General features: G+C 71.8%; 13 protein-coding genes. 7 read left to right on the top strand and 6 right to left on the bottom strand.

All coding sequences use genetic code 11. The features are described from left to right. Positions 1-7 precede the first annotated feature (7 nt). Positions 8-982 (bottom strand): 5-dehydro-2-deoxygluconokinase, encoded by a 975-nt coding sequence (gene iolC / locus AB5J54_RS14475; RefSeq protein ID WP_369149331.1) that lies wholly within the window; start codon positions 980-982, stop codon positions 8-10. A gap of 169 nt (positions 983-1151) precedes the next feature. On the opposite strand from iolC, the gene AB5J54_RS14480 reads away from it, so the two are divergent. Both AB5J54_RS14480 and AB5J54_RS14485 read left to right on the top strand, forming a co-directional pair. Continuing rightward, on the top strand, positions 1152-2072 hold the full coding sequence (locus AB5J54_RS14480; protein ID WP_369144327.1) for a sugar phosphate isomerase/epimerase family protein: 921 nt from the start codon (positions 1152-1154) through the stop codon (positions 2070-2072). 269 nt (positions 2073-2341) lie between these two features. After that, entirely contained in the window at positions 2342-2539 is a 198-nt protein-coding gene (locus AB5J54_RS14485; RefSeq protein WP_369144328.1) for a helix-turn-helix transcriptional regulator, read from the top strand. 88 nt (positions 2540-2627) lie between these two features. Here the strand turns inward: AB5J54_RS14485 and AB5J54_RS14490 are convergent, their stop codons facing one another. After that, the gene (locus AB5J54_RS14490; RefSeq protein ID WP_369144329.1) at positions 2628-4913 is read right to left on the bottom strand and encodes an MMPL family transporter; all 2286 of its coding nucleotides are present in this window, start codon (positions 4911-4913) and stop codon (positions 2628-2630) included. A 164-nt stretch (positions 4914-5077) separates the two neighbouring features. On the opposite strand from AB5J54_RS14490, the gene AB5J54_RS14495 reads away from it, so the two are divergent. Then, complete coding sequence (locus AB5J54_RS14495; protein WP_369144330.1) at positions 5078-5731, top strand: TetR family transcriptional regulator; 654 nt, start codon at positions 5078-5080, stop codon at positions 5729-5731. Here the strand turns inward: AB5J54_RS14495 and AB5J54_RS14500 are convergent. Then, complete coding sequence (locus AB5J54_RS14500; RefSeq protein ID WP_369144331.1) at positions 5709-6935, bottom strand: cation:proton antiporter; 1227 nt, start codon at positions 6933-6935, stop codon at positions 5709-5711. The genes AB5J54_RS14495 and AB5J54_RS14500 overlap by 23 nt on opposite strands. A 127-nt stretch (positions 6936-7062) precedes the next feature. Between AB5J54_RS14500 and AB5J54_RS14505 the strand changes: the two genes are divergently transcribed. Both AB5J54_RS14505 and AB5J54_RS14510 read left to right on the top strand, forming a co-directional pair. Next, positions 7063-7287 carry a heavy-metal-associated domain-containing protein gene (locus AB5J54_RS14505; RefSeq protein WP_369144332.1) on the top strand — a complete coding sequence of 75 codons (225 nt, stop codon included), beginning with the start codon at positions 7063-7065 and terminating at the stop codon, positions 7285-7287. A 71-nt stretch (positions 7288-7358) separates the two neighbouring features. Beyond that, complete coding sequence (locus AB5J54_RS14510; protein ID WP_369144333.1) at positions 7359-9569, top strand: heavy metal translocating P-type ATPase; 2211 nt, start codon at positions 7359-7361, stop codon at positions 9567-9569. 345 nt (positions 9570-9914) lie between these two features. Here the strand turns inward: AB5J54_RS14510 and AB5J54_RS14515 are convergent, their stop codons facing one another. Together AB5J54_RS14515 and AB5J54_RS14520 are read right to left on the bottom strand one after the other, a co-directional pair. Continuing rightward, the gene (locus tag AB5J54_RS14515; RefSeq protein WP_093876000.1) at positions 9915-11204 is read right to left on the bottom strand and encodes a citrate synthase; all 1290 of its coding nucleotides are present in this window, start codon (positions 11202-11204) and stop codon (positions 9915-9917) included. 179 nt (positions 11205-11383) lie between these two features. Beyond that, positions 11384-13615, bottom strand: a complete 2232-nt coding sequence (locus AB5J54_RS14520) for an ATP-dependent RecD-like DNA helicase (RefSeq protein WP_369144334.1) — start codon at positions 13613-13615, stop codon at positions 11384-11386. A gap of 129 nt (positions 13616-13744) precedes the next feature. On the opposite strand from AB5J54_RS14520, the gene AB5J54_RS14525 reads away from it, so the two are divergent. Continuing rightward, on the top strand, positions 13745-13981 hold the full coding sequence (locus tag AB5J54_RS14525; protein WP_369144335.1) for a type II toxin-antitoxin system VapB family antitoxin: 237 nt from the start codon (positions 13745-13747) through the stop codon (positions 13979-13981). After that, a complete protein-coding gene (locus tag AB5J54_RS14530) occupies positions 13978-14394 on the top strand; it encodes a PIN domain nuclease (protein ID WP_369144336.1) in 417 nt (138 codons plus the stop codon). Before AB5J54_RS14525 ends, AB5J54_RS14530 begins: the two co-directional genes overlap by 4 nt. Positions 14395-14593: 199 nt before the next feature. On the opposite strand, the gene AB5J54_RS14535 is transcribed toward AB5J54_RS14530, so the two are convergent. Continuing rightward, positions 14594-15367 carry a sugar phosphate isomerase/epimerase family protein gene (locus AB5J54_RS14535; RefSeq protein ID WP_369149332.1) on the bottom strand — a complete coding sequence of 258 codons (774 nt, stop codon included), beginning with the start codon at positions 15365-15367 and terminating at the stop codon, positions 14594-14596. Positions 15368-15387: the final 20 nt, after the last annotated feature.

A 15387-nucleotide genomic window follows, 5' to 3' on the forward strand; every position in this document is an offset into this window, starting at 1 on the left:
CCGATCCCTACCCCTTCTCCGGGAGCGTTCCCGTGCCCGTCTTCTCCGGGAGCGTTCCCGTGCCGGTCGCGAGGGCTTCCGTGATCTCCGTGGCGTCCGGCATCGCGGACGAGCAGGCGAGGCGGCCCGCGACGATCGCGCCCGCGGCGTTGGCACGGCGCAGGACGGTGTCCAGGTCCCGGCCGGCGAGCAGCCCGTCGACCAGCGCCCCGCCGAACGCGTCGCCCGCGCCGAGCCCGTTGACGACCTCGACCGGCAGCGGCGGCACCTCGGCACGGGTCCCGTCGGCGCCGAGCGCGAGGACGCCCGCGGGGCCCTGTTTGACGACGGCGAGCCGGACCGCGCCGGTCGCGAGGAGGGCGCGGGCGGCGGCCTCCGGTTCCCGCTCCCCCGTGGCGACCTCGCACTCGTCGAGGTTGCCGACGGCGACGGTCGCGTGCCGCAGCGCCTCGGCGTAGTACGGGCGGGCAGCCGCCGGGTCCGTCCAGAACATCGGCCGCCAGTCCAGGTCGAGGACCGTCGTCTCCCGGCCGGACCGGGCGCGGAGCGCCTCCAGGGTGGCGGTGCGGCTGGGTTCGGCGCACAGGCCCGTGCCGGTCGCCCAGAAGACCCGGGCGGCGCGGATCGCGTCGAGGTCCAGCTCGTGCGCCCGGATCTCCAGGTCGGGGGCGTGCGGGCGGCGGTAGAAGTACAGCGGGAAGTCGTCGGGCGGGAAGAGCGCGCAGAAGGTGACGGGGGTGGGGTGGCTGTCGACCTCCGTCACCCAGCGGTCGTCGACGTCGAAGCCCTTGAGCTCGCGGCGGAGGTAGCTGCCGAAGGGGTCGGCGCCGGTGCGGGAGATCAGCGCGGTGCGGCGGCCGAGGCGGGCGGCGGCGACGGCCACGTTGGCCGCGGAGCCGCCGAGGAACTTGCGGAAGGTGTCGACCCGGTCGAGCCCGACGCCGGTCTGGAGCGGGTACAGGTCCACGCCGAGGCGCCCCATGGTGATCAGCTCGTACGGCTCCGTCTCCACGCGCCACCTCTCGGTCGGACCACCCGCGGCTCCGCCCTCAGGTCTAGTCGGCCGCGCGGAGGCGTGTCAACGATATGTCCGGACATTCGGACCACCGGACCGCTTGACGGTGCCCCCGGGCCCGGCCAAGGTGGCGCTCATGACGAAGCCGTCGCCGCAGCCGTCGCCACCGTCCCGTATCCGTATCGGCTCCGCCCCCGACTCGTGGGGGGTGTGGTTCCCCGACGATCCCCGGCAGGTGCCGTGGCAGCGGTTCCTCGACGAGGTGTCGGGCGCCGGATACGGCTGGATCGAGCTCGGTCCGTACGGCTATCTGCCCACCGATCCGGCCGTCCTCGCGGAGGAGACCGCGCGGCGCGGCCTGCGGGTCTCGGCGGGGACGGTCTTCACCGGGCTGCACCGCGGCCCGGACGTCTGGGACCGGACCTGGGCGCACGTCGCGGAGAACGCCGCCCTCGCGCAGGCCATGGGCGCGGAGCATCTGGTCGTCATCCCGTCGTTCTGGCGGGACGACAGGACCGGCGAGGTCCTGGAGGAGGCCACGCTCACCGCCGGGCAGTGGCGGGATCTGACCCGGCTGACGGAGCGTCTGGGCCGGGAGGTGCGCGAGCGGTACGGGCTGCGGATCGTCGTCCATCCGCATGCCGACACCCACATCGACGGCGAGGAGAGCGTGACGCGCTTCCTCGACGCCACCGATCCGGACGCGGTCGCGCTCTGCCTGGACACCGGGCACTACGCGTACGCCGGCGGGGACAGCGTCAAGCTGATCGAGACGTACGGGGAGCGGATCGGGTACCTCCACCTCAAGCAGGTCGACCCGGAGGTCCTGGCCGGGGTGGTGGCCGAGGGGGTGCCGTTCGGTCCGGCGGTGGCGCGGGGCGTGATGTGCGAGCCGCCGTCCGGGGTGCCCGCGCTCGAACCGGTGCTCGCCGCCGCGTCGGCGCTCGACGTGGACCTCTTCGCGATCGTCGAGCAGGACATGTACCCGTGCGAGCCCGACGTGCCGTACCCGATCGCCCTGCGGACCCGGCGCTTTCTCCGCTCGTGCGGCGTGTGACCGGCGCATACAGCCCTGACCGGCGCTGACGCACGCGGACACACCGAGGGGCGCGTGTGCCACTTCGGTCACACGCGTCCCGCCCCCGTCACACTTGTCTCCGTTACGCGGGCTGTGCGTCACAGGCGTTCGACAGCCGCTCTCCACCTGTCGGGCGGGCCGTTGCACCGGGCACAGGCTGATCGATCGCTTGATCGCCATCGCCCGCCCGCAGCGCCCCCGAACGGCACCCCCGCCGCCGCTGCGCGGCGCGCAGGGAGGTACCGGGCATGACGGACAGCAGGCTCTGGTCGTACAAGGACATCGCCGCACACATCAAGGTGCAGCCCGACACGGTCCGCTCCTACCGGAAGCACGGGCTTCTTCCGGCGCCGGACCACGTGGAGTCGGGCAAGCCCTACTGGTACGTGGACACGATCCGCGCCTGGGTCGCCGGCCGCCCCGGCAACCGGGCCCGCCGCGACTGACCCGTCCCGCGGCGCACGCCGGTGACGCCGGGCTCCGGATCCCCCTCCGGAGCCCGGCGTCCTGCCGTGCCGTGCCGGGTCGGCCGGGTCAGCGGACGGCGCTGTACGCCCTCTCGCCCGTGTCGGCGTCGGCGGGGGCATCGGCATCGGCATCGGCGGGGGCGTCCGTCTCGCTGATGCCGAAGCGGTCGTGGAAGCGGCGCAGCGGGCCGGGCGCCCACCAGGTGAGGCGGCCGGTCAGCTTCATCACGGAGGGGACGAGGAGGCTGCGGACCACCATCGCGTCCATGAGGACGGCGAGCGCGACGCCGAGACCGAGCATCTTGGTGTTGGTGACGCGGGAGGTGCCGATGGCGACCATGACGACGGCGAGGATCACGGCGGCGGCGGTGATCAGACCGCCGGTGCGGCGCAGTCCGAAGCGGACGGAGTGCTCGTGGTCGCCGGTGGCGTCGTACTCCTCCTTGATGCGGGAGAGCAGGAACACCCCGTAGTCCATGGAGAGTCCGAAGGCCACGCAGAACATGAGCACCGGCAGGGTGGTCTCGATGTCGCCGGTGGAGGTGAAGCCGAGGAGTCCGGCGAGGTGTCCCTCCTGGAAGACCCAGACGACGGCGCCGAACATGGCCGTGAGGCTGAGGGCGTTGAGGAGGACGGCCTGGACCGGGACGACGACGCTGCCGGTGAGCAGGAAGACGAGGAGCAGCGTGACGAGGACGATGATCCCGGCCGCCCAGGGCAGCCGCTCGGCGATGGCGTCCTTGGAGTCGACGAGGACGGCGGCCGCTCCGGTGACGGAGGTCGTGAACGGGGCCTCGGCCGCGCGGAGCTCCCCGACGACCCGCTGGGCGCCGGCGCCGACGGTCTCGCCCTCGGGCACCACCGTGAAGTAGGCGGAGCCGCCGTCGGCGGTGACGGGCCCCTCGGCCCGTCCGACGCCGTCGAGCGCGGCGATCCGCTCGCGGTAGTCGGCGTACTGCGCGGGGGTGGCCGTCCCTTCGGCGAGGACGGTGAGGGCGCCGCCCGGGTTGCCGGGGAAGCCGTCCCGCAGCTGGTCCTGGACGACCCGGGAGGAGGCGGTGACGGGCAGCTGGCGGTCGTCGGCGGTGCCGAACTTCACGCCGAGGAACGGCAGCCCGAGGAGGACGAGTCCGGCGGTGGTGACGACGGCGAAGACGGGCGCCCGTCGCATCACGAGGGCGGCGGCCCGGCCCCATCCGGCGCCGGCGTCGCCCTCTCGGCCCGGGTCGGCGGCGCCGTCCCGGCCCTTGCCCGCGGCGTCCTTCCCCGGCGCCCCGCCGCGCCTGAGGAGGCGCCGCAGGTCGAGGGCGTTGACCCGGTCGCCGAGCAGGACGAGGGCCGCCGGGAGCAGGGTCAGCGCGGCGGTGGCGGCGAGCAGGACGACGGCGATCCCGGCGTACGCGAAGGAGCGCAGGAAGTACTGCGGGAAGACCAGCATCGCGGCGAGCGAGACGGCGACGGTCAGGGCGGAGAAGAGCACGGTCCGCCCGGCCGTGCGCAGCGTCGTGCGGACGGCCGTGGCGGTGTCGGCGCCGGCCGCGAGCTCCTCGCGGTAGCGGCGGACGACGAACAGCGCGTAGTCGATGGCGAGTCCGAGGCCGAGCGCGGTCGTCAGGTTCTGCGCGAAGACGGAGACGTCGGTGAACTCGGTGATGCCGCGCAGGACGGCGTTGGTGCCGAGGATGGCGACGATGCCGACGCCGAGCGGCAGCAGGGCGGCGACGGCGCTGCCGAAGACCATGACGAGCAGGACGAGGGTGAGGGGCAGGGCGATGAGCTCGGCCCGCAGCAGGTCCTCCTGGATGACCGTCTGCATCTCGTGCCGGACGGCGAGTCCGCCGCCGAGGGAGACCTCGACGGGGCCGTGGGCGCCCCGGTACGCGGGGGCGATCCGGTCGAGGACGGCGGCGGCGTCCTTCTCCTCGCCGTCGATCCGGGCGGCGATCACGGCCCGGTGTCCGTCCTCGGAGCGGAGGGCGGGCGAGCCGGTGGACCAGTAGGAGCCGACGCCGTCGACGCCCGGCTCGGCGCCGAGCCGCTCGGCGAGCCGCCGGGCCTCGGCGGCGACGGCCGGGCTGTCGACCCCGGCGCCCCTCGCGTCGACGAGGAGCAGCACGTTCGGCTGGGAGCCCGGGAACTGCCGCTCCAGGGCCTCGGTGGCGTACGTGGACTCGGCGGCCGGGTCCTCCCAGCCGCCGCTGCCCATGCGGTCGGCGACCCCGCCGCCGGCGAGGACGGCGAGGGCCGTGAGCACGAGGGCCACCAGGAGGGTGAGGCGCGGCCTGGCGGTCACGAACCGCGTCCATCCCCCGCCGCCCCCGCCACCGGGAGGTGCTTTCTTGACTTCGGACATGACGCGGTGTCCCCTTCACCGTGGCCCCCGCACGCGCTTCCCGGCAGGTCGCAGGGGCCGCCCATTGCCATAGACTGGCAAACACGAGTGATCACTCGCATTCCCCAAGAATGCGAGCGACCTCTCGTGTTTGTCAAACGTGTCGAGGAGACCTGGGGACAGCCATGTCCGAAGACGTGTCCGAAGAACCGAAGCCGCGCCGCCGTCAGGCCCGCGGCGAGCGCCGTATCGCGCAGCTGCTCCAGGCCGCCGCGAACGTCTTCTGCGCGTACGGGTACACGGCGACCAGCACCAACGCGATCGCCCGGGAGGCGAGCGTCTCGCCCGGCACGCTCTACCAGTACTTCCCGAACAAGGAGGCCATCGCGATCGAGCTCGGCGAGCGCCTCCTGCACGAGATGCGGGAGGCCCACGGCCAGGCGTTCACCCCGGCGAACCTCACCCTGCCGCTGCCCGACCTCCTGGACGTCGTCGTCGACCCGATGATCACGTTCAACTGCGAGCACCCGGTCTTCCTGGCCCTGATGCACGGCTCCGAGGTGCCCGGCCGGATCGCCGAGGAGCACGACGCCCTGCACGCGAGTCTGCTGACCTCGGTAAGGGACGTGATCGCGCACTTCGCGCCCGAGCTGTCGCCGGAGGAGCGCGCCCGGATCGCCGACATGACCTTCGCGATCTTCAAGGGCGGCATGGGGCTCGTCCTGGCCGCCCCCGAGGGCGCCGAGCGGGACGCGACGGTCGCCGAGCTGAAGACCGTCCTCCTGCGCTACCTCTCCCCGCTGGTCGACGAGTCGGTCACCACGCCTCCGAGCCGCTGACCGACTCCGAGGACGGCGCCCGGCCCCCCGGAGCCGCGCCCTTCCGCGCCCGCAGTCTCAGGGCGAGCAGCGGGAAGACGAGGACGGAGAGCATCCCGGCCCCGACGAGCGCCGCCGCCTCGCCGGCCGTCATCTCCTTGTCGTCCACGCCGATGGTGGTGATCGCGACGACGAGCGGCAGCGCCGTGGAGCCGTACAGGACGAGCCCGCCCCGGTCCTTGCGGTCGAGGTCGCGCGGGGCGAGGAACCAGATCGGCCCGCCCCGCACGACCAGGAAGAGCAGCAGGAAGACCGGCAGCAGAAGCAGGGTCCGGCCGCCGTCGAGGAGCGAGTCGAGGTCGAACTCGATGCCGGTGACGACGAAGAAGACCGGGACGAGGAAGCCGAAGCCGACGCCCTCGACCTTCTCCAGGATCTGCGGCCCGGACTCGGGCGCGGCCCCGGTGAGCACGAGCCGGGTGATGAGTCCCGCCGCGAACGCGCCGAGCAGCACGTCGAGCCCGAGTGCCGTCGACGCCCCCAGCATCACGGCGAGCAGCAGGAAGACGAACCGGACGGCGAACTGGCCGCTGCTGTGCAGGGTCTTGGCGATGACCTTGGAGAACCACGGCGGGCGGGGCCGCAGCGCCCAGAGGACGGCCCCCGCGGTGAGCGCGGCGAAGACGGCGAGGAGGGCGGTGGACTCGGCGGCGCCCCGCCCGCTGAGCAGCAGCGCCATCGCGATGATCGGGCCGAACTCGCCGACCGCGCCGAAGGCCATGACCACCGAGCCGAACCGCCCGTGGAGGTCTCCGGCGTCCCGCAGCACCGGCAGGACGGTGCCGAGCGCGGTGCTGGTCAGGGCGACGCCGATGAAGACGCCCTTGGTGTAGCCGCCGCCGAGCAGGACGCCGGTGCCGAGCCCGAGGACGAGGGCGATGACCCAGGCCCACACGGAGCGCCTGAGGGTGTCGCCGCGGACCTTGCCGAACTCGATCTCGTACCCGGCGAGGAAGATCAGCATGGTGAGGCCGAGCTGCGAGAGGCCGTCGATCAGCGCGTCGGTGTGCGCCCAGTCCAGGACGTCGGGGCCGACGAGGATGCCGAGCAGGATCTCGAAGATGACGAGGGGGACGGGGAGCCTGCGCCCCACCCCGTAGGCCAGCAGCGGCGCCAGGACGGCGATCGCCATGATCAGGATGAGCGTGGTCCCCGAATGCGACATATCGGGTATTTACCATAGGCCTTGACGGGATGCCGGGCCGCGCCGCGATCCGGGGCGACTGGATTAATACCCCCCAGGGGTATAGTCTCGCTCTCGTAAGACCCTGAATCCCCAGGAGGAGAGCGCCATGTCCGCAGAGACGAAGACCGAACTCACCACCGTCTACCAGGTCAAGGGCATGACCTGCGGCCACTGCGAGGGCGCCGTCTCCGGCGAGATCTCCGAGATCCCCGGCGTCTCCTCGGTCACCGCCGTCGCCAAGACCGGCGAGGTCACCGTCGTCTCCGACGCCCCCCTCGACCACGCGGCCGTCGCCGCCGCCGTGGACGAGGCCGGCTACGAGCTGGTCTGACCCCTCTCCGCACAGACCTCGCAGGGCCGTACCGTTACCTGGTACGGCCCTGCTCCCCTTTGGAACCGCACATGCCCAGCACCACCGTCACCGAGCTGACGATCGGCGGGATGACCTGCGCGTCCTGCGCCGCCCGGATCGAGAAGAAGCTCAACCGGATGGACGGCGTCACCGCCACGGTCAACTACGCCACGGAGAAGGCGCACGTCGAACACGCGCCGGACGTCGGCGTCGACGCGCTGATCGCCACCGTCGTGAAGACCGGCTACACCGCCGAGGAACCCCTTCCCCCGGTGGAGGAGCAGGAGGACGAGCAGCCGGAGGACCCCGAGCTCGCCTCCCTGCGGCAACGGCTCACCGTCTCCGCGCTCCTCGCGGCGCCCGTGGTCCTGCTCGCGATGGTCCCCTCGCTCCAGTTCGACAACTGGCAGTGGCTCTCGCTCACCCTCGCCTCCCCCGTCGTCGTCTGGGGCGGGCTGCCCTTCCACCGGGCCGCCTGGACCAACCTCCGGCACGGCGCCGCCACCATGGACACCCTCGTCTCGGTCGGCACCCTCGCCGCCTACGGCTGGTCCCTCTGGGCCCTGTTCCTCGGCGACGCCGGCATGCCCGGCATGCGCCACGGCTTCGACCTCACCGCCGACCGCGCCCACGCCTCCTCCTCGATCTACCTGGAGGTCGCCGCCGGCGTCGTCACCTTCATCCTCCTCGGCCGCTACCTGGAGGCCCGCGCCAAGCGGAAGGCGGGCGCCGCGCTGCGGGCCCTGATGGAGCTCGGCGCCAAGGACGTGGCCGTGGTGAGGGACGGCAGGGAGGTGCGCGTACCCGTCGGCGAACTCCGTACCGGCGACCTCTTCGTCGTACGCCCCGGGGAGAAGATCGCCACCGACGGCACCGTCGCCGAAGGCGCCTCCGCCCTCGACGCCTCCCTGCTCACCGGCGAGTCACTGCCCCAGGACGTCACCCCCGGCTCCGCCGTCACCGGCGGCTGCGTCAACGTCTCGGGCCGCCTCGTCGTCGAGGCCACCCGCGTCGGCTCCGACACCCAGCTCGCCCGCATGGCCAAGCTCGTCGAGGACGCCCAGAGCGGCAAGGCCGAGGTGCAGCGGCTCGCCGACCGGATCTCCGCCGTCTTCGTCCCGGTGGTGCTCCTCATCGCCCTCGGCACCCTCGTCACCTGGCTCCTCGTGACGGACGACGTCACCGCCTCCTTCACCGCGGCCGTGGCCGTCCTGATCATCGCCTGCCCCTGCGCCCTCGGCCTGGCCACCCCGACCGCCCTCATGGTCGGCACCGGCCGCGGCGCCCAGCTCGGCATCCTCATCAAGGGCCCCGAGGTCCTGGAGTCCACCCGCCGCGTCGACACGGTCGTCCTCGACAAGACCGGGACGGTCACCACCGGCCGCATGCGGCTCACCGGCGTGCACGTGTACGGCGGGCGCTACGGCACCGACTCCGCCGACGAGACCGAGCTGCTGCGGCTCGCGGGCGCCCTGGAGCACTCCTCCGAGCACCCGGTCGCCCGCGCGATCGCCGCCGGCGCCGCCGAGCGCTGCGGGGAGCTCCCCACCCCGAAGACCTTCGAGAACGTCCCCGGCCTCGGCGTCCGCGGCTCCGTCGACGGTCGGCTCGTCCTCGTCGGCCGCGCCGCCCTGCTCGCCGCCGAGGGCGTCGAGGCGCCCGCGACGACGGAGCCCGGCGCCGTCCACGTCGCCTGGGACGGAGTGGCCCGCGGCACCCTGACCGTCGCCGACACCGTCAAGGACACCAGCGCCGAGGCGGTCGCCCGGCTGCGCGCCCTGGGGCTGCGGCCCGTCCTCCTCACCGGGGACCACCGGGCGGTGGCGGAGGCCGTGGCGGCCGAGGTCGGCATCGACGAGGTGATCGCGGAGGTGCTGCCCGAGGAGAAGGCCGAGGTCGTCCGGCGGCTGCGGGCCGAGGGCCGTACGGTCGCGATGGTCGGCGACGGGGTCAACGACGCCGCCGCGCTCGCGACGGCCGACCTCGGGCTGGCGATGGGGACGGGCACCGACGCGGCCATCGAGGCGAGCGACCTGACCCTGGTCCGGGGCGACCTGCGGGTCGCGGCCGACGCCATCCGGCTGGCCCGGCGGACCCTCGCCACGATCCGCGGAAACCTCGGCTGGGCCTTCGGCTACAACCTCGCCGCGCTCCCCCTCGCGGCGGCCGGACTCCTCAACCCGATGATCGCCGGCCTGGCCATGGCCTTTTCGTCCGTCTTCGTCGTATCCAACAGCCTTCGTCTGCGGCGCTTCACGTGAATTCACTTACGCGTGACGCACAGGACCTTCACAAAGAGATCTAGATCACAGATATTGGGGGGTAACCATCTGGGCTGTTCGCGAGTCTAAGTGGGCGATGCCAAGAACGTCTTGGGGGACGTTCATGGGATGTCTTGGGGGACGTCCCAGGCAAGCGCGGCCGGGGCACGTGCACCGGGGAGCTTTGAGCGGCCCTCCCGTACGTGCCCCCGGCAGACCGCGTGTCAGACGCCCGGCCAGGATCCCGTGGGGGGAATCCGCACCGGGACATGGAAAGCGCCCCGCTCGCCGACCCGTGGGGGGATCGGTGGCGGGGCGCTTTTCGCTTCTGCCGGCGGCCTGCGACTAGCGGGCCTCGACCGGGACGAAGTCGCGGAGGACCTCACCCGTGTAGATCTGGCGCGGGCGGCCGATGCGGGAACCCGGCTCCTTGATCATCTCGTGCCACTGGGCGATCCAGCCCGGAAGGCGGCCGAGGGCGAAGAGGACCGTGAACATCTCGGTCGGGAAGCCCATGGCGCGGTAGATCAGACCCGTGTAGAAGTCCACGTTCGGGTAGAGGTTGCGCGAGACGAAGTACTCGTCGGAGAGCGCGTGCTCCTCCAGCTTGAGCGCGATGTCGAGCAGCTCGTCGGACTTGCCGAGGGCCGAGAGGACATCGTGCGCCGCCGCCTTGATGATCTTGGCGCGCGGGTCGAAGGACTTGTACACCCGGTGGCCGAAGCCCATCAGGCGGACGCCGTCCTCCTTGTTCTTCACCTTGCGGATGAAGGAGTCGACATCGCCGCCGTTGGCCTGGATGCCCTCCAGCATCTCCAGGACCGACTGGTTGGCGCCACCGTGCAGGGGGCCCCACAGGGCCGAGATGCCGGCGGAGATCGAGGCGAACATGTTCGCCTGCGAGGAGCCGACCAGACGCACGGTGGACGTCGAGCAGTTCTGCTCGTGGTCCGCGTGCAGGATCAGCAGCTTGTCGAGCGCGGAGACGACGACCGGGTCCAGGTCGTACTCCTGCGCCGGGACCGAGAAGGTCATGCGCAGGAAGTTCTCGACGTACCCGAGGTCGTTGCGCGGGTAGACGAACGGGTGGCCGATCGACTTCTTGTACGCGTACGCCGCGATCGTCGGCAGCTTGGCGAGCAGCCGGATCGTGGACAGGTGACGCTGCTGCTCGTCGAACGGGTTGTGGCTGTCCTGGTAGAAGGTGGACAGCGCGGAGACCACCGAGGACAGCATCGCCATCGGGTGGGCGTCCCGCGGGAAGCCGCGGAAGAAGTTCTTGACGTCCTCGTGGACCAGCGTGTGCTGCGTGATCTCGTTCTTGAAGGTCGACAGCTCGTCGACCTTGGGCAGCTCACCGTTGATCAGCAGGTACGCCACCTCAAGGAAGGTGGAGCGCTCGGCCAGCTGCTCGATGGGGTAGCCGCGGTACCGCAGAATGCCCTGCTCACCGTCGAGGTAGGTGATGGCGGATTTATAGGCGGCGGTGTTGCCGTATCCGCTGTCCAGGGTGACCAGACCGGTCTGGGCTCGGAGTTTGCCGATGTCGAAGCCCTGGTCGCCGACGGTGCTCTCGACCACCGGGTAGGTGTATTCACCGTCCGCGTACCGCAGTACTACAGAGTTGTCGCTCACGTCATCCCTCACCGACGTAGTGCCTCTTCTTCGAGGTGCCCTGACTGTCTCTACCATCCCCCATTTGGCTCAGGAGAGTGCACTCGGGGTCGCTCATTGGGCCATTCGGCGGCACTCAGTGCCGCCAACCTTCATATCCTGCCCCCTTCGCCCCGGTTCCGGTAGTCCTCCGTGATCTTTCACACGAGGGCGTCCCCTGTGAGCCGATGAGCGAGTGCGGTAAAGCGCCTGCCCGCCGAGACCGTACGGACCGCCTGGGCGATCGCCCGGCGGGAGCCGACCAGGACGACGAGCTTCTTGGCCCGGGTCACGGCCGTGTAGAGCAGGTTCCGCTGGAGCATCATCCAGGCGCTCATGGTGACCGGGATCACCACCGCCGGATACTCGCTGCCCTGCGAGCGGTGGATGGTGACCGCGTACGCGTGGGCGAGCTCGTCCAGCTCGTCGAAGTCGTACGGCACCTCCTCGTCCTCGTCCGTCCGCACCGTCAGCCGCTGCTCGACGGTGTCCAGTGCCGTGACGACGCCGACCGTACCGTTGAAGACCCCGTTGGCCCCCTTCTCATAGTTGTTCCGAATCTGGGTCACCTTGTCGCCGACCCGGAAGACCCGGCCGCCGAACCGCTTCTCCGGCACGTCGGGGCGGGCCGGGGTGATCACCTGCTGGAGCAGACCGTTGAGCGAGCCCGCGCCGGCCGGGCCGCGGTGCATGGGGGCGAGGACCTGGACGTCCCGGCGCGGATCGAGGCCGAACTTGGCCGGAATCCGCCGGGACGCGACGTCCACGGCGACCCGGGCGGCGTCCTCCGTCTCCTCCTCGACGAAGAGGAAGAAGTCCGGCAGGCCCTGGGTGAGCGGCGGGGTGCCCGCGTTGATCCGGTGCGCGTTGGTGACCACCCCGGACTGCTGGGCCTGCCGGAAGATCCGCGTCAGCCGCACGGACGGTACGGGGCTGCCGGGAGCCAGCAGGTCACCGAGGACCTCACCGGCACCGACCGACGGCAACTGGTCCACATCGCCCACGAGCAGCAGATGGGCACCCGGTGCCACCGCCTTGACCAGCTTGTTCGCCAGGAGCAGGTCGAGCATGGAGGCCTCGTCGACGACGATCAGGTCGGCGTCGAGGGGCCGGTCCCGGTCGTAGGCCGCGTCCCCGCCCGGCTTCAGCTCAAGCAGCCGGTGGACGGTGGAGGCCTCGGCTCCGGTCAGCTCGGCGAGCCGCTTGGCGGCCCGGCCGGTGGGCGCGGCGAGCACGACCCTGGCCTTCTTGGCGCGGGCCAGCTCCACGATCGACCGGACCGTGAAGGACTTGCCGCAGCCGGGGCCGCCGGTGAGCACGGCGACCTTCCGGGTGAGGGCGAGCCGCACGGCCTCCTCCTGCTCGGGCGCGAGGGAGGCCCCCGTACGGTCCGCGAGCCAGGCCAGGGCCTTGTCCCAGGCCACGCCCCGGAAGGCCGGCATCCGGTCCTCCTCGGTCCGCAGGAGCCGCCGCAGCTGCCCGGAGAGGGACAGCTCGGCCCGGTGGAAGGGGATCAGATAGACGGCGGTGACGGGCACCCCCTCGGGCCCGGGGACGGTCTCCCGCACGACCCCCTCGGGATCGGAGGCGAGCTCACCGAGGCACTCGATGACGAGCCCGGTGTCGACCTGGAGGAGCTTCACGGCATCGGAGATGAGCCGCTCCTCGGGCAGGAAACAGTGCCCCTGGTCGCTGGACTGCGACAGCGCGTACTGCAGGCCGGCCTTCACCCGGTCGGGACTGTCATGGGGGATGCCGACGGACTGGGCGATCTTGTCGGCGGTGAGGAACCCGATGCCCCAGACGTCGGCGGCGAGCCGGTAGGGCTGGTTCCTGACGACGGAGATCGACGCGTCCCCGTACTTCTTGTAGATCCGCACGGCGATGGAGGTGGAGACCCCCACCCCCTGGAGGAAGACCATCACCTCCTTGATGGCCTTCTGCTCCTCCCAGGCGGCGGTGATGTTCCTGGTCCGCTTGGGCCCGAGCCCGGGCACCTCGATCAGCCGGGCCGGGGCCTCCTCGAGGATGTCGAGGGTGTCGAGCCCGAAGTGCTGCGTGATCCGGTCGGCGAAGACCGGCCCGATGCCCTTGACGAGCCCGGACCCGAGATAGCGCCGGATGCCCTGGATGGTGGCGGGCAGCACGGTCGTGTAGTTGTCCACGGTGAACTGCTTGCCGTACTGCGGGTGGGACCCCCAGCGCCCCTCCATCCGCAGCGACTCCCCCGGCTGCGCACCGAGCAGCGCACCCACCACCGTGAGCAGATCCCCGGCACCCCGCCCGGTGTCGACCCGGGCGACCGTGTACCCGCTCTCCTCGTTGGCGTACGTGATCCTCTCCAGCACCCCCTCGACGACGGCGGGACGGTACGGCTGACCCTCGTTGGACATGGACCAGACCGTAGCGAAGGGCGCTGACATCGCGGGCGGCTGTGGACAACTCCCGCTCCGGGGGCCGTCCCGAGCTACCATGTGGGAAGAGTGGGTCTCCTTCCCACATGATGCGCATGGAGGCCGGTCATGGGCGTGACCAACGTGGACGTGGACGACGACGTGCTCGCCGAGGCCGCGAAGCTGCTGGGTACGACCACGAAGAAGGACACGATCAACACGGCGCTGGAAGAGGTCATAAAGCGTCACCGCCGCCGGGCGGCCTTCCAGCGTCTCGCGGAGCGCGGAGCGCGAGGGGAACTGGAGCCCCTCCGCCGGGCCTGGGAAGCCCGTAAGGCCGCCCAGCACGGCGGAGACGCCGGGTGATCACCTACCTCATCGACACCAGCGCGTACGTCCACTTCGGCACCGACCCCACGGCACTGCGCCGCTGGGACGCCGAGATCGAGACCGGCGCCATCGGCATGTGCGAGGCCACCCGGGCGGAGATCCTTCTCAGCGCCGTCGGCCCGGACGACCGCGAGGAGATCGACGAGGACCTCACCGCCCTGTTCGCGTCGGTGCGCGTCCCCAAGGACGCGTGGCGGTGGGTGGAGACCGCCCAGTACAAGCTGACGCAGAAGGGGCAGCACCGCGCGGCGGGCGTCGTCGATCTCCTTCTCTGCGCCACGGCGGTCCACCACGGGCTGACCATCCTGCACGGGGACGACGACTTCGCCACGGTCGCCCGCGTTCTCAAGGATGTCGAGCAGCAGGACGTGCGGCACCTGGGCGGGTGACCGCGACCGCCCGGAATCCGAGGTGGCGTTTTTTCGCCGTGTGGGCGTGCTCGGCAGCCTCAGGTGGACCGGCACGGCCCCGCAGAACGGAACGGCCTCGTGGTCGCCGGTGTGGCACATCCGCCCGTGCTGACCCTTCAAGGGTCCGGTCTTCCCGCGCTCCGCTCCACGCCGGTGGGGGCGGAGCGCCGGCCGTGCGTCAGACCGCCCTGAAGGCCGCCACCGTCTCCTCCAGGACCTCCACCCCGTCCCGCGCCCACAGTTCGTCGTTGAAGAGCTCCACCTCCACCGGGCCCGTGTAGCCGGCCTTCTCGACGAGGGCGGCCCAGGCGGGGAGGTCGATGGCGCCCGTGCCCAGCTGGCCCCGGCCGTTGAGGACGCCCGCCGGGAGGGGGGTCGTCCAGTCGGCGAGCTGGAAGGAGTGGATGCGGCCCGTCGCGCCCGCGCGTTCCACCGCTGCCGGGGCCCGGTCGTCCCACCACAGGTGGTACGTGTCGACCGTGACCCCCACCCGCGCGGCCGGGAAGCGCTCCGCGATCTCCAGGGCCTGGTCCAGGGTGGAGACCGCGCACCGGTCGGAGGCGTACATCGGGTGCAGGGGCTCGATGGCCAGGCGGATCCCCCGGTCGGACGCGTAGGGGGCCAGTTCGGCGATCGCCTCCGTGATGCGGGCCCTCGCCGACAGGAGGTCGGGGCAGGCCGGGGTCAGGCCGCCGGAGACCAGGACCAGGGTGTCCGTGCCGAGCGTCACCGCCTCGTCGATCGCCGCACGGTTCTCCGCCTCCCAGCCGTCCGAGGTGAAGAAGCCGCCCCGGCAGAGGGTGGTGACGGCCAGGCCCGCGTCTCGCACCAGGTCGGCCGCTGCCTCGACGCCGTACTCCCTCACCGGTTCGCGCCACAGGCCGACGCCCCCGATGCCCAGTCGGAGGCAGTGCTCGACCAGTTCGGGCAGGGCCAGCTGTTTCACCGTCATCTGGTTGATGCTGAAGCGGT

The sequence above is a fragment of the Streptomyces sp. R44 genome (assembly GCF_041053105.1).
Taxonomy (GTDB): domain Bacteria; phylum Actinomycetota; class Actinomycetes; order Streptomycetales; family Streptomycetaceae; genus Streptomyces.

Coding starts and splice junctions, on each gene's coding strand:
- iolC (WP_369149331.1), bottom strand. CDS start 982: ATGGGGCGCCTCGGCGTGGACCTGTACCCGCTCCAGACCGGCGTCGGG.
- AB5J54_RS14480 (WP_369144327.1), top strand. CDS start 1,152: ATGACGAAGCCGTCGCCGCAGCCGTCGCCACCGTCCCGTATCCGTATC.
- AB5J54_RS14485 (WP_369144328.1), top strand. CDS start 2,342: ATGACGGACAGCAGGCTCTGGTCGTACAAGGACATCGCCGCACACATC.
- AB5J54_RS14490 (WP_369144329.1), bottom strand. CDS start 4,913: ATGTCCGAAGTCAAGAAAGCACCTCCCGGTGGCGGGGGCGGCGGGGGA.
- AB5J54_RS14495 (WP_369144330.1), top strand. CDS start 5,078: ATGTCCGAAGACGTGTCCGAAGAACCGAAGCCGCGCCGCCGTCAGGCC.
- AB5J54_RS14500 (WP_369144331.1), bottom strand. CDS start 6,935: ATGTCGCATTCGGGGACCACGCTCATCCTGATCATGGCGATCGCCGTC.
- AB5J54_RS14505 (WP_369144332.1), top strand. CDS start 7,063: ATGTCCGCAGAGACGAAGACCGAACTCACCACCGTCTACCAGGTCAAG.
- AB5J54_RS14510 (WP_369144333.1), top strand. CDS start 7,359: ATGCCCAGCACCACCGTCACCGAGCTGACGATCGGCGGGATGACCTGC.
- AB5J54_RS14520 (WP_369144334.1), bottom strand. CDS start 13,615: ATGTCCAACGAGGGTCAGCCGTACCGTCCCGCCGTCGTCGAGGGGGTG.
- AB5J54_RS14525 (WP_369144335.1), top strand. CDS start 13,745: ATGGGCGTGACCAACGTGGACGTGGACGACGACGTGCTCGCCGAGGCC.
- AB5J54_RS14535 (WP_369149332.1), bottom strand. CDS start 15,367: ATGACGGTGAAACAGCTGGCCCTGCCCGAACTGGTCGAGCACTGCCTC.